Source organism: Corynebacterium humireducens NBRC 106098 = DSM 45392 (assembly GCF_000819445.1).
In the GTDB taxonomy this organism is placed as follows: domain Bacteria; phylum Actinomycetota; class Actinomycetes; order Mycobacteriales; family Mycobacteriaceae; genus Corynebacterium; species Corynebacterium humireducens.
The window spans coordinates 1,374,286-1,390,133 of record NZ_CP005286.1; the positions used below are offsets into that span (position 1 = coordinate 1,374,286).

The 15,848-nt window shown below is 69.2% G+C and carries 16 protein-coding genes and 1 tRNA gene; 12 read left to right on the forward strand and 5 right to left on the reverse strand.

Annotated elements, in window-relative coordinates; all coding sequences use genetic code 11:
• Positions 1 to 85: 85 nt before the first annotated feature.
• A tRNA-Leu gene (locus B842_RS06860) sits at positions 86 to 171 on the reverse strand.
• A 253-nt stretch (positions 172 to 424) separates the two neighbouring features.
• Here B842_RS06860 and B842_RS06865 point away from each other — a divergent pair.
• Both B842_RS06865 and B842_RS06870 read left to right on the forward strand, forming a co-directional pair.
• The gene (locus tag B842_RS06865) at positions 425 to 961 is read left to right on the forward strand and encodes a YbhB/YbcL family Raf kinase inhibitor-like protein (RefSeq protein ID WP_040085855.1); all 537 of its coding nucleotides are present in this window, start codon (positions 425 to 427) and stop codon (positions 959 to 961) included.
• A 12-nt stretch (positions 962 to 973) separates the two neighbouring features.
• Entirely contained in the window at positions 974 to 1,372 is a 399-nt protein-coding gene (locus tag B842_RS06870; RefSeq protein ID WP_040085856.1) for a hypothetical protein, read from the forward strand.
• Between the two features lie 50 nt (positions 1,373 to 1,422).
• On the opposite strand, the gene B842_RS06875 is transcribed toward B842_RS06870, so the two are convergent.
• The 3 genes from B842_RS06875 to B842_RS06885 are packed head-to-tail and all read right to left on the reverse strand — an operon-like array spanning position 1,423 to position 4,498.
• Positions 1,423 to 2,532: a quinone-dependent dihydroorotate dehydrogenase gene (locus tag B842_RS06875; RefSeq protein ID WP_040085857.1), complete on the reverse strand. Its 1,110-nt coding sequence runs from the start codon at positions 2,530 to 2,532 to the stop codon at positions 1,423 to 1,425.
• A gap of 14 nt (positions 2,533 to 2,546) precedes the next feature.
• Positions 2,547 to 3,578 carry a YncE family protein gene (locus B842_RS06880; protein WP_040085858.1) on the reverse strand — a complete coding sequence of 344 codons (1,032 nt, stop codon included), beginning with the start codon at positions 3,576 to 3,578 and terminating at the stop codon, positions 2,547 to 2,549.
• Between the two features lie 14 nt (positions 3,579 to 3,592).
• Positions 3,593 to 4,498, reverse strand: a complete 906-nt coding sequence (locus B842_RS06885; RefSeq protein ID WP_040085859.1) for an aldo/keto reductase — start codon at positions 4,496 to 4,498, stop codon at positions 3,593 to 3,595.
• A 72-nt stretch (positions 4,499 to 4,570) separates the two neighbouring features.
• On the opposite strand from B842_RS06885, the gene B842_RS06890 reads away from it, so the two are divergent.
• The 9 genes from B842_RS06890 to B842_RS06930 all read left to right on the forward strand — a co-directional run bounded on the left by B842_RS06890 (position 4,571) and on the right by B842_RS06930 (position 13,725).
• Positions 4,571 to 5,398, forward strand: a complete 828-nt coding sequence (locus B842_RS06890) for an undecaprenyl-diphosphate phosphatase (RefSeq protein ID WP_052437802.1) — start codon at positions 4,571 to 4,573, stop codon at positions 5,396 to 5,398.
• Between the two features lie 43 nt (positions 5,399 to 5,441).
• A complete protein-coding gene (mshC, locus tag B842_RS06895; protein ID WP_040085861.1) occupies positions 5,442 to 6,680 on the forward strand; it encodes a cysteine--1-D-myo-inosityl 2-amino-2-deoxy-alpha-D-glucopyranoside ligase in 1,239 nt (412 codons plus the stop codon).
• Between the two features lie 24 nt (positions 6,681 to 6,704).
• The gene (locus B842_RS06900; RefSeq protein WP_040085862.1) at positions 6,705 to 7,085 is read left to right on the forward strand and encodes a hypothetical protein; all 381 of its coding nucleotides are present in this window, start codon (positions 6,705 to 6,707) and stop codon (positions 7,083 to 7,085) included.
• Positions 7,081 to 7,782: an HAD family hydrolase gene (locus B842_RS06905; RefSeq protein ID WP_373277288.1), complete on the forward strand. Its 702-nt coding sequence runs from the start codon at positions 7,081 to 7,083 to the stop codon at positions 7,780 to 7,782. Before B842_RS06900 ends, B842_RS06905 begins: the two co-directional genes overlap by 5 nt.
• 28 nt (positions 7,783 to 7,810) lie before the next feature.
• Positions 7,811 to 8,074, forward strand: a complete 264-nt coding sequence (locus B842_RS06910; RefSeq protein WP_040085864.1) for a phosphoribosyl-ATP diphosphatase — start codon at positions 7,811 to 7,813, stop codon at positions 8,072 to 8,074.
• 10 nt (positions 8,075 to 8,084) lie between these two features.
• A complete protein-coding gene (gene hisG / locus B842_RS06915; protein WP_040085865.1) occupies positions 8,085 to 8,930 on the forward strand; it encodes an ATP phosphoribosyltransferase in 846 nt (281 codons plus the stop codon).
• 143 nt (positions 8,931 to 9,073) lie between these two features.
• Entirely contained in the window at positions 9,074 to 10,600 is a 1,527-nt protein-coding gene (aspA, locus tag B842_RS06920) for an aspartate ammonia-lyase (protein ID WP_040085866.1), read from the forward strand.
• A 132-nt stretch (positions 10,601 to 10,732) separates the two neighbouring features.
• On the forward strand, positions 10,733 to 12,043 hold the full coding sequence (locus tag B842_RS06925) for an anaerobic C4-dicarboxylate transporter (protein ID WP_040085867.1): 1,311 nt from the start codon (positions 10,733 to 10,735) through the stop codon (positions 12,041 to 12,043).
• A 17-nt stretch (positions 12,044 to 12,060) separates the two neighbouring features.
• A complete protein-coding gene (locus B842_RS06930; protein ID WP_040085868.1) occupies positions 12,061 to 13,725 on the forward strand; it encodes a formate--tetrahydrofolate ligase in 1,665 nt (554 codons plus the stop codon).
• On the opposite strand, the gene B842_RS06935 is transcribed toward B842_RS06930, so the two are convergent.
• Positions 13,722 to 14,549: a RecB family exonuclease gene (locus B842_RS06935; protein WP_040085869.1), complete on the reverse strand. Its 828-nt coding sequence runs from the start codon at positions 14,547 to 14,549 to the stop codon at positions 13,722 to 13,724. The genes B842_RS06930 and B842_RS06935 overlap by 4 nt on opposite strands.
• Positions 14,550 to 14,584: 35 nt before the next feature.
• On the opposite strand from B842_RS06935, the gene B842_RS06940 reads away from it, so the two are divergent.
• Positions 14,585 to 15,847: a M18 family aminopeptidase gene (locus B842_RS06940; protein ID WP_040085870.1), complete on the forward strand. Its 1,263-nt coding sequence runs from the start codon at positions 14,585 to 14,587 to the stop codon at positions 15,845 to 15,847.
• Position 15,848 lies beyond the last annotated feature (1 nt).

Sequence of the window (15,848 nt, forward strand, 5' to 3'; positions counted from 1 at the left end):
TTTTGGTGCTTAACCCGCAACCGGTGGGAGGCCCTGGAAAGGAGTGATGCCGCGGGACATATCCTGTCCCGCGGCATCACATCTGTGCCCGGAGGGGGACTTGAACCCCCACGTCCGTTAATAGGACACTAGCACCTCAAGCTAGCGCGTCTGCCATTCCGCCACCCGGGCTGGGTGTCATTCTCTTTTCTGTGCTCACCCTCTCGGCTGGGCACCTGCATTACTGTAGCCCTACTCATGTGAAAGACACAAATCGGCAGGTCAGAGGCTAGTTACAGGGGTGTAAGAGACACTGTTTAAAGCACTGTTGAGCACACACAGCGCACAAGCGGAGAAACGTCGCTACGGGGAGCCCCGGAGGGCAGCGGGGGAGTGGCGCCGCATTCCCCGGACACCGGGGTGTGATCTCAGGTACAACGGGGTTATGAGCAACTACGCAGACGATCCCCGTTTCCCCGGTCCCGACCCGTACGCCCCGCTGAAGGACCTGCCGTCCTTCACCCTGACCTCCCACGACCTGCAGAACGGTGACCAGCTGGCAGCCGACCAGTGCGCGCCGCTGAACATCTCCCCGCAGCTGTCCTGGTCCGGTCTGCCGGAGGGCACCAAGTCCCTCGCGGTGACCTGCTTCGACCCGGACGCCCCGACGGCCTCCGGTTACTGGCACTGGGCGGCGTTCAACATTCCGGTGGAGACCACCAGCCTGCCCAGCGGTGCAGGCAAGACGGAGGACCTCGGCGTCGGCGCCGTGACCCTGGCGAACGACGCCGGCATGAAGGCCTACTACGGCGCCAACCCTCCGGCGGGCCACGCGCCGCACCGCTACCTGTATGCGGTGCATGCGGTGGACGTCGAGAAGCTGGACATCGACCCGGACTCCACGGCGACGGTGCTGGGCTTCAACCTTTATTTCCACTCCCTCGGCCGTGCCATCCTGTGGGGCTGGTACGAGAACAAGTAGTCTCTAGAGGCTATGAGCCAAAAGAACTCCCGCCCCGAGCGGACCTTCCGGGTGCCCCTGGCGCTGCGTGTCGGCGGCGCCTTCATGGCGCTCGCTGTTGCACTGGCCATCTTCGCCGTCGTGGCGGTGTTCCTCGACGGCTGGATGGCCCCGTTCGCGGTGACGCCGCGTTTCCTCTCCATCCTGGTGGCCGCGGTCATCCTCGGCGCCTTCGCGACGATCCGCGCCGACCAGTCCTCCAGCCGCACGCAGGTCGTCGCGCTGGCGGTGGCGGTGGCGATCGTCATCTTCTCGCGGTTCATCCCCAATGAGCCGCTGGGCCTCATGGCGCAGTACTGGCTGGCGATGTACGCGGTGTTCGCGTTCATGTGTGCGCTGATCATCCGGCGCTCGCTCATCCCGAGGCGTTAGAAGGCACGAGAAAGCCCCCGCGAGTCTCAACTCGCGGGGGCTTCACTGTGTCAGTTGTGCGCCGGGTTGGCCAGCCAGGGCAGGTCCGACCCGATGGCCTCGGTGATGCTGTCCAGGCCGTGGCGGTGGATCTGGTCGGCGATGCCGCGGTGGATGTCGCGGATCCAGTCCGGGCCGCCGTAGATGAAGCCGGTGTAGCCCTGCAGGAGGGTGGCGCCGGAGGTGATGCGCTCCCACGCCTGCTGCGGGGTGGAGATGCCGCCGACGGAGATGAGCACCAGACGGTCACCCACCTTCGCGTGGAGGCGGCGCAGCACCTCGAGGGCGCGGTCGGCGACCGGCGGGCCGGAGATGCCGCCGGCCCCCATGGCGGCGACCTCGGCGGCCGGGGTGGACAGTCCCTCGCGGGAGATGGTCGTGTTCGTGGCGACGATGCCCGCCAGGCCCAGGTCCAGGGCGAGGTCGGCGACGGCGTCGACGTCCTCGTCGGAGAGGTCGGGGGCGATCTTCACCAGCACCGGCGTGGTGGTCGACTCCTGGACGGCCGCCAGGATCGGGCGCAGCGACTCGACGGCCTGCAGGTCACGCAGACCCGGGGTGTTGGGGGAGGAGACGTTGACCACCAGGTAGTCGGCGAGGTCGCCGAGGAGGGAGGCGGAGCGTCGGTAGTCGTCGACGGCCTCCTCAGCCGGGACGACCTTGGTCTTGCCGATGTTGATGCCGATGACGTCGTCGGAGCGGCGGCGGCGCAGGTTCTCGGCGGCGACGGCGGCGCCGTCGTTGTTGAAGCCCATCCGGTTGAGGATCGCCTTGTCCGCCGGCAGACGGAACAGTCGGGGGGTGGGGTTGCCCGGCTGCGGGGAGGCGGTGACGGTGCCCAGCTCGGAGTAGCCGAAGCCGAGGGCGGTCCACGTGTCGGCGGCGGAGGCGTTCTTGTCGAAGCCGGCCGCCAGGCCCAGCGGGCGCGGGAAGGTGACGCCGAAGACCTCCTGGGAGAGCACCGGGTCGGTGACGGGGACGACCTTGCCCAGCAGACGGTTGAGCGGTCCGGCGGCCTGGAGCACACCGAGTCCACCGGCGATGAGGCCGTGGATGCGCTCGGGCCGCAGGGTGAACATTCCCTTCAGGGCCAGCTGGTAGGCGGAGTGGCGCAGAGACACGTGCGGGGTCCTTCCTAGGAGGAGACGTCGGTGATGATCTGGAGGCCGTCGCCGGTGGCGGAGGCGAGGACGAGGGTGCCGTCGGCGAGCGCGATGACGTTGTGCACGTCGGCGACGGTGTCGAGGGTGACCTTCTCCTCCGGCACGCCGGTGGAGAGGTCGAAGCCGTGCAGGGTGTTGTCGGCGGTGGTGGAGATCCACGCGAGGTCCCGCTCGCCGTCCCAGGCCACGCCCCAGGGGCTGCCCGCGACGGGGTGGGTCTGGTGGAGGCGCACGACGTCGGTGGCCGTGTACACGGCGAGCTGGCCGCCGCGGTTGTCGGAGGCGAGGATGACACCGTTGTCGCCGACCGACATCTGCCCGATGCCGAGTCCGACGCGCAGGGTGCCGCCCTGGCGGCCGTCACGCCAGTGGACGTCCTGGATGGTGGTGCTGGTGAAGTTGGAGCGCACCACGGAGTCCCCGGCGCCCTCGACCGGGACGGCCACCAGCTGGCTGGTGTGTCCGGCGACGGTGATGGTCTCGACCGGCTCGTCGTTGCCCTGCTCGAAGACGAGCACCTTGCTCTCCTCGGCGGAGCCGACGATGAGCTCACCGGTGGAGGTGAGGACGGCGGAGTCCGCCGGTGCAGCGGCGGTGCCCGCGAGGGAACGCTTCTCGACGTCCCCCGTGGCGGCGTCGACAAGCAGCACCTCGTCACGGCACGCGAGGACGAAGGTGTCGGCGGAGGCGTTGAGGTCACCGCAGTGGGCGGAGACCTCCACCTCGGTGGCGTCCCCGGCGCGCAGCTGCTCGAGGGTGCCGAGCGCCAGGGTGGTCCCCGAGCGCAGGCCCAGGACGTCGCCGGCGGCCTCCATGTCGGAGACCTCGGCCCATGCGGCGGGCAGGTCGAGGACCTCTCCGGCGGGCGTGGTGGACGGGGGTGACACCTCCGCCACGGCGTTCCCGAGGTCGGGGACCTCCGGGTTGGGGCCCACGTTGCAGGCGACCAGGAGGAGGGAGGTGGCGGTCAGCGCCGCCAGGGCTGTCACACGTCCGGCATTCACGCTTAGTGAGCCTATCAGCGTGACACGTCGTCCAGTGCCTTGACGATCGCCCGGGGCAGGACCGTGCCCGTCGCGGTGAGCAGCTCGGCGAGCTGCTCGCGGCGGGAGGCGCCGACGATGGCCGAGGCGACGCCGGCCCGGTCGCGGGCCCACGCCAGGGCGACGACCGCCGGCGGGATGTCCAGGCCGTCGGCGGCGGTGGTGACGGCATCGACGACGGTGTGGGACTTCAGCCCCAGCCGCGCGTGCACCTCGGCGCGCATGCCGTGGGGCAGGGAGCTGCGGTAACGCCCGGTGAGCACGCCCTGCGCCAGCGGGGCCGCCGCCAGGACGCCCACCCCGAGGTGGCGGGCCGCGGGGACGAGCTCCTCCTCGATGTCGCGGTTGAGCAGGGAGTACTCGTGCTGGGTGGCCACGATCCGCGGGGAGGACGTCACCGCCAGCTGCCATCCGGCGTAGTCCCGCACGCCGGCGTAGCGTGTGCGACCGGTGCGCACCGCCCAGTCGAGGGTGTCCTGCACCTCGAGCGGCGGGGTCTTCTCGTCCCAGTAGCCCACCGACCACAGGTCGAGGTGGTCGGTGCCCAGCACGCGCAGCGTCTCGTCGAGCTGCTGCATGAGGGTGCGGCGGGAGCAGTCGACGCGGCGGCCGACGGGGGAGTCGGGGGCGACGCCCGCGGAGGAGGAGAGGACGTAGGCGGAACGGGGGAGGGCGGCGTCGGCAAGCACGGAGGCGAGGACCTCCTGGGACCGGCCGTGGCCGTAGGCGGGGGAGGAGTCGATGAGCGTGCCCCCGGCGTCGAGGAACATACGCAGCATGACCTGCGCCTCCTCCTGCCCGGCGCCGACTCCCCAGGTCCCGGTCCCCAGACCGAGCTCCGAGACGCGCAGACCGCTGGACCCCACCAATCGTTGTTTCACGCTCACCACAGTAGTAGTAGCGTTGGCCGGGTGAATGACCTGACCGTACTCGCCTCAGCCACCCCGGAGCAGATGTCCTGGCTCCAGGTCGTGGTGCTCTCTGTCGTCCAGGGACTCACGGAGTTCCTGCCCGTCAGCTCCTCCGGCCACCTGCGCATCGTCTCCGAGCTGTTCTTCGGCGTCGACGCCGGTGCCTCGTTCACCGCCGTCGTGCAGCTGGGCACGGAGGCCGCGGTGCTGGTGTACTTCGCGCGGGAGATCTGGTTCATCCTCACCGGCTGGTTCCGGGGCCTGTTCAACCCGGCGGCCCGGAACTTCGAGTACCGGATGGGGTGGATGGTCATCGTCGGCACCCTGCCGGTGGCGATCATCGGCTTCCTGGGCCGGGACATCATCCGCGAGGGCGCCCGCAACCTGTGGATCACCGCGACGGTGCTCGTGCTCTTCTCCTTCGTGTTCATCTTCGCGGAGAAGTTCGGCAGGAAGCAGCGCAGCTTCGACGAGCTGACGATGAAGGACGCGGTCATCATGGGCCTGGCGCAGTGCCTGGCGCTCATCCCGGGCGTCTCCCGCTCCGGCGGCACCGTCTCGGCCGGTCTGTTCATGAACCTCGACCGTGAGGTCGCGACCCGCTTCTCCTTCCTGCTGGCGATCCCCGCGGTGCTGGCCTCCGGCCTGTTCTCGCTTCCCGACGCCTTCGCGCCCCAGGCCGGCCAGGCCGCCTCCGCGCTGCAGCTGGGTGTGGGCACGCTCATCACCTTCGTGCTCGGCTACCTCTCGATCGCGTGGCTGCTCAAGTTCGTCGCCCACCACTCCTTCGCGTGGTTCGCGGCGTACCGCATCCCGGTCGGCCTGGGCGTCATGGCGCTGCTGGCCCTCGGGGTGCTGCAGCCCTTCTAGACCGGGTAGGTGCCACCATCGGGGAGGCGTTAAGGTTGTTGACATGCTTTCCTGGCCCCATCCTGAAGTCCCGCGTCTCGGCGGCACCCCCGTCCCGCTCGCCCTCCACGACACGGCGGACGGCGTCGTCCGCCCGGTGGAGGCCCCCGGCGCCGGGGACGCCGGGATGTACGTCTGCGGCATCACCCCCTACGACTCGACCCACCTGGGGCACGCGGCCACCTACCTGACGTTCGACCTGGTCCACCGCCTGCTGCTCGACCAGGGCCTGGGCGTCCACTACGTGCAGAACATCACCGACGTCGACGACCCGCTCTTCGAGCGTGCGCAGCGCGACGGCGTCGACTGGCGGGAGCTGGGCACCGACCAGATCAACCTTTTCCGCTCCGACATGGAGGCACTGCGCGTCATCCCGCCGCGCGACTACATCGGGGCGATCGAGTCGGTCGACGAGGTCATCGAGATGGTGCAGAAGCTTCTCGACGCCGGCGCCGCCTACGTCGTCGACGACGAGTACCCGGACGTCTACGCCTCCATCGAGGCGACGGGGAACTTCGGCTACGAGTCCAACTACGACCGCGCGACGATGGAGGAGCTCTTCGCGGAGCGGGGAGGGGATCCGGAGCGCGTCGGCAAGCGGGACCCCCTGGACGCCCTGCTGTGGCGTGCCCACCGGGAGGGGGAGCCCGCCTGGGACTCGCCCTTCGGCCCGGGGCGGCCGGGCTGGCACATCGAGTGCTCGGCGATCGCGACGAACCGTCTGGGGGCGTCGTTCGCCATCCAGGGCGGCGGCAGCGACCTGATTTTCCCGCACCACGAGTTCTCCGCGGCGCACGCCGAGGCGGGGCTGGGGGTCGAGCGCATGGCGGGGCACTACGTCCACGCCGGCATGATCGGCCTCGACGGGGTGAAGATGAGCAAGTCCCTGGGCAACCTCGTCTTCGTGCACCGTCTCACCGCCGCCGGGCACGAGCCGGACGCGATCCGCCTCGGCGTCTTCGCCTCCCACTACCGTTCCGACCGCGACTGGTCGGACCGGGTCCTCGCCGACGCGGAGGCCCGCCTCGCGGCGTGGCGGGAGGCCTGCGCGCAGCCCGGCACCCTGGCGGGCGCCGAGGCGCTGGTGGCGGAGCTGCGCACCCGCCTGGCGGACGACCTGGACACCCCCGGGGCGCTCGCCGCCGTCGACGCGTGGACCGTGTCCGACCGGGGCACAGACGAGGAGGGGGCCGCTGAACTGGTCCGCACCGCCGCCGACGCCCTGCTGGGCGTGCGGGTGTAGGCGTTTTCGGGAACAATGTGCACCATGACCATCCGCGCGGAATTCCAGCAGAACGTCGACGACTTCATCACCGAGCTCACCGAGTTCGCCACCGGCAGCTACCTCAAGGAGGACGAGAAGGAGTTCTGGGACGAACCCTTCAACCCGGCCGCCCTCCCGGAGCTGAGGAAGATCCTCGAGGATCTGCTCGACTCCCTCGACGGCCTGCCCGCCGATCCGCCCGGGGAGATGCTGGTGACGGTGGTGCAGAGGTACGTCGAGAAGCTGGAGACGTACAACCGGAAGCACGACGACGCCGTCCTCGAGCCGGAGGAGACCACCGTGCTCAACGAACTCATCCATGACGCCTCCGCCGCCACCGGCGCGGACGACGAGGCACTGTCCGAGCTGCCGGAGATCGATTAACCCCACACTCACCGCCCCCGCCGCCATCTTCTGGGACATGGACGGCACCCTCGTCGACACCGAGCCCCTCTGGGAGCAGTTCACCTACGAACTCTCCGAGCTCATGGGTCGCCGCCTCACCCCCGCGCTGCGGGAGACCACCATCGGCGGCAGCTTCCACCACACCGTCCAGGTGTGCGCGAACCATGCCGGGCTCACCGTCACCGAGGACGATCACCCGCGCTTCCGCGCGTTCATGAACGAGCGCATGGCGGAACTGATGCGTGCGTCGCTCGCCCCCAATCCGGGGGTCACCGAGCTTCTCGACGACCTGTCGACCCGCGACCTGCCCATGCTCGTGACCACCAACACCGAGCGTTCCCTGGCGGACCTGTCGATCGCGGCGGTGGGGGAGCACTACTTCTCCGGTTCCGTCACCGGCGACGAGGTGCCCCGCCCGAAGCCGGCGCCGGACATGTACCTGCGGGCGGCGGAGAAGGTCGGCGCGGACCCGGCGGACTGCCTCGTGTTCGAGGACTCCTTCACCGGCATGACCGCGGCCGTCACCGCGGGCTGCCGGGTGATCGGGCTGCCGTGGTACGAGGACACGGTGGTGCCGGAGGGAGTGGTCACACTCGCCTCCCTGCACGGCAGGAACGATTTTGTGGGGGTGGGGGCGGACACGGTGCTGGACTGGTTCCACCATCTGCAGCGCTGAGAGGTGGGGCATGGAATAATGTCCCCCCGTGAAGAACTTTGACTCCCTGTTTGCCGAACTCACCGATCGTGCCGCCTCCCGCCCCGAGGGCTCCGGCACCGTGGAAGCCCTGGACAAGGGCGTGCACCATATCGGCAAGAAGATCATCGAGGAGGCCGGGGAGGTCTGGATCGCCGCCGAGTACCAGTCCGATGAGGAACTGGCCGAGGAGATGAGCCAGCTCATCTACTGGACCCAGGTCATGATGGTCGCCCGTGGGCTGACCCCCGACGACATCTACAAGAACCTCTAAGGAGACCACCATGATCAAGATCGCCGTCCCCAACAAGGGTTCACTGTCGGAGGCCGCCGTGGAGATCCTCCGCGAGGCCGGCTACAAGGGCCGCGGCGACAGCCGTGCCCTGGCCGTGTTCGACCGTGCCAACGACGTGGAGTTCTTCTTCCTCCGCCCGAAGGACATCGCCATCTACGTGGCCAACGGCCGCCTCGACATGGGCATCACCGGCCGCGACCTGGCCCACGACTCCGGCGCCCAGGTCGACGAGCTGCTGCCCCTCGGCTTCGGAGCCTCCACCTTCCGGTACGCCGCCCCGGCGGACGAGACCTGGACCGTCGAGGACCTGGCCGGCAAGCGCATCGCCTCGGCCTACCCGAACCTGGTCAAGAACGATCTGGCCGCCCGCGGCATCGAGGCCGAGGTCATCCGTCTCGACGGCGCGGTGGAGATCTCCATCAAGCTGGGTGTCGCCGACGCCATCGCCGACATCGTCTCCACCGGCAACACCCTGCGCCAGCAGGGCCTGGCCCCCTTCGGTGAGCCGCTGGTGACCTCCGAGGCCGTGATCGTCGGCCGCCGTGACCTGGAGCTCACCGCCGAGCACAACCTCGTCCTGCGCCGCATCCAGGGTGTGCTCACCGCGCAGAACTACCTCATGATCGACTACAACATCGCCCGCAGCGAGCTCGAGGCCGCCTCCGCCGTCACCCCCGGTCTGTCCGGCCCGACGGTCTCCCCGCTGTCCCGCGACGACATGGTCGCCGTGCGCGCCCTCGTGCCGCGCAAGGGCGTCAACACGGTCATGGACCAGCTCGACGAGCTCGGCGCCGAGGCCATCCTGGCCTCTGAGCTGCGCATCGCCCGTATCTGACCGCCCGCTTTCCCGCCGGCCCCGGACCTGGACTGGTCCGGGGCCGGCGACGTATGGGGACAGTCGGAATGCGCGCTGACTAAGATGGGCGGGTGAGACTTTTCTTACATTTCCCCAGTTAGTCGAGTGAGAGGAACCCCACCATGGCGCAGTCCCCGGAGCCCACGGAATCCACGGAGTCCACGGAACAGCCTGCCGTCAACCCTGACGTTGAGGTGGAGGCTGCAGCCCCCGCCACCACCGTCGCCCGGAAGACCCGCACCGAGGAGGACCTCCTCGGCTACCTCGAGGTCCCGGCCAACGCCTACTACGGCATCCACACCATGCGCGCGATGAACAACTTCCAGATCTCGCGCACCACGATCAACCACGTGCCGGAGTTCATCCGCGGCATGGTGCAGGTGAAGAAGGCGGCGGCGATGGCCAACCGCCGTCTGCACACGCTGCCCGCCAAGAAGCACGAGGCGATCGTGTGGGCCTGCGACCAGATCCTCGAGGAGGGTCGCTGCATGGACCAGTTCCCGATCGACATCTTCCAGGGTGGCGCCGGTACCTCGGTGAACATGAACACCAACGAGGTCATCGCCAACCTCGCGCTCGAGTACCTGGGGGAGGAGAAGGGCCGCTACGACATCATCAACCCCAACGATGACGTCAACATGTCCCAGTCCACCAACGACGCCTACCCGACCGGCTTCCGCCTGGGCCTCTACGCGGCACTGTCGACCCTCATCCAGCAGATGGACGACCTGCAGAAGTCCTTCCGCGAGAAGGGCCGTGAGTTCCAGGACATCCTCAAGATGGGCCGCACCCAGCTGCAGGACGCCGTCCCGATGACCCTCGGCGACGAGTTCAACGCCTTCGCCCACAACCTGGCCGAGGAGCAGTCCGTCCTGCGCAACGCCGCCGACCGCCTCCTGGAGGTCAACCTCGGTGCGACCGCGATCGGCACCGGCGTGAACACCCCGGCCGGCTACCGCCACCAGGTGACCGCCACCCTCGCGGAGGTCACCGGCCTGGACGTCAAGTCCGCCCTCGACCTCATCGAGGCGAGCTCCGACACCGGCGCCTACGTCCACGCCCACTCGGGTGTGAAGCGAGCCGCCATGAAGCTGTCGAAGATCTGCAACGACCTGCGTCTGCTCTCCTCCGGTCCGCGTGCCGGCCTCAACGAGATCAACCTGCCGCCGCGCCAGGCCGGTTCCTCGATCATGCCGGGCAAGGTCAACCCGGTCATCCCCGAGGTGGTCAACCAGGTGTGCTTCAAGGTGTTCGGCAACGACCTCACCGTCGCCATGGCCGCCGAGGCCGGTCAGCTGCAACTCAACGTCATGGAGCCGGTCATGGCCGAGTCCATGTTCCAGTCGATCCGCATCCTGGGCAACGCCGCCGTGACCCTGCGCGAGAAGTGCGTGGAGGGCATCACCGCCAACGCCGACGTCTGCCGTACCTTCGTGGAGAACTCGATCGGCATCGTCACCTACCTCAACCCGTTCATCGGCCACCACAACGGCGACCTCGTCGCCCGTGAGGCCGCGGAGACGGGCCGTTCCGTCAAGGACATCGTCCTCGAGCGTGAGCTCATGGACGCCGAGACCCTGGAGCGGGTGCTGAGCAAGGAGAACCTCATGCACCCCGAGTTCCGGGGTCGTCTGTACCTCGATCAGTAGGCGATAACTGAGAGCCCGGTTGTGTGGAGTTCCACACAACCGGGCCTTTTTCTTCCTTCTGGACAGGGTAACGGAAGCATCCGGACAGTATTCTGTTAAGTAGTATCTTCCTTCCCGAGAAAGTTCCACGACATGCTCCTGGCACTCCAGATCCTCATCGTCCTGGGCGCCATCTTCCTCGGCGCCCGCCTCGGCTCCATCGCCATCGGATTCGCCGGTGGCCTCGGTGTCCTCCTGCTCAGCCTCACCGGCATCCCGGTCAGCGCGGAGGGCATCCCCTTCGACGTCATCGGCATCATCATGTGCGTCATCGCGGCCATCTCCGCGATGCAGCTCGCCGGCGGCATGGACTACCTCGTCCACGTCGCCGAGCGTTTCCTCCGCCGCAACCCCCGCCAGATCACCCTGTGGGCACCGGTGGTCACCTGGCTCATGACCGTCCTCGCCGGCACCGGTCACACCGCCTTCTCCACCCTCCCTGTCATCGTCGAGGTGGCGAAGGAGGGCGGCGTCCGTCCCTCCCGCCCGCTGTCCGTCGCCGTCATCGCCTCCCAGATGGCGATCGTCGCCTCGCCGCTGTCCGCGGCGGTGGTGTTCATGGCCTCCGCGCTCGAACCCCGCGGCGTCAGCTACCTCACCCTGCTGGGGATCATGATCCCCGCGACCTTCCTGGCCATCTTCCCGACGGCCCTGCTCACCAACCGGATGGGCCGCGAGCTGGCCGACGACCCCGTCTACCGCGAGCGCCTGGCCAAGGGGCTCATCCAGCCCCCGGCCGACCGCGGACAGTGGCAGCCGCGCCCCGGCGCGAAGGCCTCCGTCGGCCTGTTCCTCGCGGCCATCGTCCTGGTCATGCTCTACGCGACGGCGATCTCCGAGCAGGTCGGCCTCCTCAGCGACCCGACCCTGCCCCGCAACGAGGCCATCATGACCATCATGCTGGCCACCGCCGCGGCGATCGTGCTGCTCACCCGCGTCCCGGCGGACGAGATCCTCAAGACCCAGGTGTTCCGCTCCGGCATGTCCGCCTCCGTGTGCGTCCTCGGCGTCGCCTGGCTGGGCACGACGATGATCAGCCACTACATCGACGAGATCCAGGTTCTCGCCGGTGACGTCCTCACCGCCCGTCCCTGGCTGCTCGCCGTCGTCCTGTTCTTCGCCGCCGCCCTGCTCTACTCCCAGGCGGCCACGGCCAAGGCGCTCATCCCGGCCGCCCTCGCCATCGGGGTGTCCCCGCTCACCGCGGTCGCCGCCTTCCCGGCCGTGTCCGCGCTGTTCATCCTGCCCACCTACCCGACCCTGCTCGCCGCCGTCGAGATGGACGACACGGGCTCCACCCGCATCGGCCGCCTCGTCTTCGACCACCCCTTCCTCATCCCCGGCACCCTCAACATCACCCTCGCCGTGGTCTTCGCCTACGGGATCGGCGCACTCCTCATCTGAGGAATAGCCTGGGGGTCATGACCGCACCGCTCACGGACGTCGCCATCGCCCAGGCCCACACCCTGGAACCCATCACCGAGATCGCCCTCCGCGCGGGAATCCCGCCGGAGGCACTCATCACCTACGGACCGACGAAGGCGAAGGTGGACATCACGCGGCTGCGTCCCGGGCGGGACGTCGGCAAGCTCATTCTCGTGACGGGCATCTCCCCGACACCGGCGGGGGAGGGCAAGTCCACCGTCCTCATCGGGCTTGCCGACGCCCTCACCCGCCTCGGACACTCCGCGGCCGCCGCCCTACGCGAGCCCTCCCAGGGCCCCGTCATGGGCATCAAGGGCGGTGCCGCGGGCGGCGGCTACTCGCAGATCGTGCCGATGGAGGACATCAACCTCCACTTCACCGGCGACTTCCACGCCATCGCCGCGGCGACGAACACGCTGGCGGCGATGGTCGACAACCACGTCCAGCAGGGCAACGCGCTGGGCATCGACTCCCGCCGCATCGTGTGGCAGCGCTGCCTCGACGTCAACGACCGGTCCCTGCGCAGCGTCATCACCGGACTCGGCGGCACCGCGCACGGCACCCCGCGGGAGACCGGCTTCACCATCACCGCCGCCTCCGAGATCATGGCCGTCCTGTGTCTGGCCGCCGACCTGCCGGACCTCAAGGAACGCCTCGCCCGGCTCACCGTGGCCTTCACCTTCGACGGCACGCCCGTCGCCGCCGACGAGCTCGGGGCGACCGGCGCGCTGGCCGCCCTGATGAAGGAGGCGATCAACCCCAACCTCGTGCAGACCCTGGGCGGCACCCCCGCCTACGTCCACGGCGGACCCTTCGCCAACATCGCCCACGGCTGCAACTCGCTCATCGCGACGCAGGTCGCGCTCCGGCACTCCGACATCGTGCTCACAGAGGCCGGTTTCGGCTCCGACCTGGGGGCCGAGAAATTCTTCGACATCAAAGCCCGCCACGGCCGCCTCGACGTCAACGCGGTGGTCATCGTCGCCACCATCCGCTCGCTCAAGTACAACGGCGGCCTGCCCCGCACCGACCTCGGGACCGAATCCCTCGACCACCTGCGGGAGGGCGTGAAGAACCTGGCGCGCCACGTGGCCAACATCCAGCAGTTCGGCGCCACGCCCATCGTCGCGCTCAACCTCTTCACCGGCGACACCGCCGCCGAACGGGCCTTCCTCCGCGCCTGGGCGAAGGACTTCCACGTCGCGCTCGCCGAATGCGAGGTGTGGGCCCGCGGCGGGGAAGGGGCCGAGGACCTGGCCCGCGTCGTCCTCGAGAACCTCTCCCAGGGTTCCTCCCTGCTCTACGACCCGGAGCGTGGCGTCGAGCACTCCATCGAGGTCATCGCCCGTCGGATCTACCGGGCGGAGAAGATCGAGTACTCGCCGCAGGCCCTGCGCGACCTGGCGGTGCTCAGGGAGAACGGCTGGGACCGGCTGCCGGTGTGCATCTCCAAGACGCAGTACTCCTTCAGCGACGACCCCACCGCCCTCGGCGCGCCCACCGGACACACCCTCCACGTGCGTCAGCTCATCCCGCGCACCGGCGCCGGTTTCATTGTCGTGCTCACCGGCGCCGTGATGACCATGCCCGGCCTGCCCGCCCGCCCGGCAGCGGAGGGCATCGACATCGACGACGACGGGCGGATCACGGGGCTGTTCTAGCTCTGCAGGTCCGCCGTCGAGCCCGGCCAGCCCGGGTACTCCGGCGGGGTGCCCCCGAACTCCGGGCACAGGGACTGGAAGGAGCACCAGCCGCACAGCTTGGACTTCCGCGTGCGGAAACGCCCCGTGGCGCCGTCGGAGGCGATCTTCCCCCACAGGTCGCCGAGGTCACGCTCGAAGTACTCCAGCTCCTCCCGGGAGGGGGCGAGGAACATCGAGTCGAGGACCTTGAGGTACATCAGCCGCAGCTGGTGGGGGATCACCCCGTACAGGCGCCAGTACACGAGCGCGTAGAAGCGCATCTGGAACTGGGCGTCGTGGCTGTAGCGGGGGAGCGGCTTCTTGCCGGTCTTGTAGTCGACGACGCGGACCTCACCCGTGGGGGCGACGTCGACGCGGTCGATGAAACCGCGCACCGGCACGCCGTTGGGCAGGACGGTGTCAACGTACATCTCGACGGCGTGGGCGTCGAAACCCTGCGGGTTCTCCATCTCGAAGTAGCCGCGCAGCAGGGAGCGGCACTCGACGAGGAAGTCGAGCAGCGACTCCTCCGGCACCAGTTCCTGCAGCTCCGCGTCGGCGGCGACCATCTCCGCCCAGTGCGGCTTGAGCTGCTTCACGGCCGCCGGGTAGGTGCGCTCGTCCCGCGGTTGCGCGTGCATGTACTCGAGAACCGCGTGCACGAGATTGCCCTTGACCTGCGGCAGCGTCTTCGGCTCCGGCAGGCGGTCGATGGCGCGCAGACGGTAGAGCAGCGGGCACTGCTGGTAGTCGGAGGCACGGGACGGGGACAGGGCGAGCGGGCGGGGTGCAGACGTGGTCATGATGGGCACCACCTTATCCGTGGCAAGCTGGACACATGAACCAGACTCTCGACTTCCTCGACTTCCTCGCCGCCAGCCCGAGTTCCTACCACGCCGCGCGCGTGGTCGCCGACCGGCTCATCGACGCCGGCTTCGCCCTCCAGGACGAGACCGACCCGTGGGACGCCGGCCCGGGCGGTCACGTGCTCGTCCGCGGCGGCGCGGTCATGGCGTGGTGGGTGCCCGAGGACGCGTCCCCGGACTCCGGGTTCCGCATCATCGGCTCCCACACCGACTCCCCGGGCTTCACCCTCAAGCCGGGCCCCGCACTGTCCTCGGCGGGCTGGTCGCAGGCCAACGTCGAGGTCTACGGCGGTCCGATCCTCGCCTCCTGGCTGGACCGCGAACTGACCTTCGCCGGCCGGGTGGTGCTGGGTGACGGCTCGGTGCGGCTCGTCGACACCGGCCCCGTCGCCCGTATCCCGCACCTGGCGATCCACCTCGACCGCTCCAAGGAGCTCGAGCTCAACCGCCAGCAGCACATGCAGCCGGTGCTCGGCCTCGTCGGGGAGGGGCACACCCCGGTGCTGGACCTGGTGGCGGAGAAGGCGGGCGTCGAGAAGCAGGACATCGACGGCTTCGACCTCATCACCTGCGACACCCAGCCGGGACAGGTGTTCGGCGCCGACGCCGAGCTCATCGCCGCCGGACGCATGGACAACCTCACCTCCGTACACGCCTCGCTGGTGGCGCTGCTCCACGCCGTCGAGTCCGGGGACACGGGTGACGACGTCCTCGTGCTCGCCGCCTTCGACCACGAGGAGGTCGGCTCCGCGTCGACGACCGGCGCGGCCGGCCCCATCCTCGAGGACGTGCTCGCCCGGACCGCGGCCGCCCTGGGGGCGGACCTCGACGCCACCCGCCGGATGTACGCCCGTTCCACCTGCGTGTCGGCGGACGCGGCGCACTCGGTGCACCCCAACTACGTGGGCAAGCACGACCCGGGCCACCACCCGCTCATCGGCGCCGGTCCCGTGGTGAAGATCAACGCCAACCAGCGCTACGCCTCCGACGCGGAGACCGTCGCCCGTTGGCGCCGCGCCTGCCGGGCGGCGGGCGTGCCCAGCCAGGACTTCGTGAGCAACAACGCCATGCCCTGCGGCTCCACCATCGGCCCCATCACCGCCACCCGCCTGGGCATCCCCACCGTCGACGTCGGTGTGCCGCTGCTGGGCATGCACTCCGCCCGCGAGCTCGCCGGGGTGCAGGACCAGCTGTGGTTCGCGGAGGCTCTTGAGGCATACTTGATTGGTTCTTGAC

Excerpts from the sequence above, each read along its gene's own strand:
- B842_RS06865 (WP_040085855.1), top strand. The coding sequence starts at position 425 with ATGAGCAACTACGCAGACGATCCCCGTTTCCCCGGTCCCGACCCGTAC.
- B842_RS06870 (WP_040085856.1), top strand. The coding sequence starts at position 974 with ATGAGCCAAAAGAACTCCCGCCCCGAGCGGACCTTCCGGGTGCCCCTG.
- B842_RS06890 (WP_052437802.1), top strand. The coding sequence starts at position 4,571 with ATGTCCTGGCTCCAGGTCGTGGTGCTCTCTGTCGTCCAGGGACTCACG.
- mshC (WP_040085861.1), top strand. The coding sequence starts at position 5,442 with ATGCTTTCCTGGCCCCATCCTGAAGTCCCGCGTCTCGGCGGCACCCCC.
- B842_RS06900 (WP_040085862.1), top strand. The coding sequence starts at position 6,705 with ATGACCATCCGCGCGGAATTCCAGCAGAACGTCGACGACTTCATCACC.
- hisG (WP_040085865.1), top strand. The coding sequence starts at position 8,085 with ATGATCAAGATCGCCGTCCCCAACAAGGGTTCACTGTCGGAGGCCGCC.
- aspA (WP_040085866.1), top strand. The coding sequence starts at position 9,074 with ATGGCGCAGTCCCCGGAGCCCACGGAATCCACGGAGTCCACGGAACAG.
- B842_RS06925 (WP_040085867.1), top strand. The coding sequence starts at position 10,733 with ATGCTCCTGGCACTCCAGATCCTCATCGTCCTGGGCGCCATCTTCCTC.
- B842_RS06930 (WP_040085868.1), top strand. The coding sequence starts at position 12,061 with ATGACCGCACCGCTCACGGACGTCGCCATCGCCCAGGCCCACACCCTG.
- B842_RS06935 (WP_040085869.1), bottom strand. The coding sequence starts at position 14,549 with ATGACCACGTCTGCACCCCGCCCGCTCGCCCTGTCCCCGTCCCGTGCC.
- B842_RS06940 (WP_040085870.1), top strand. The coding sequence starts at position 14,585 with ATGAACCAGACTCTCGACTTCCTCGACTTCCTCGCCGCCAGCCCGAGT.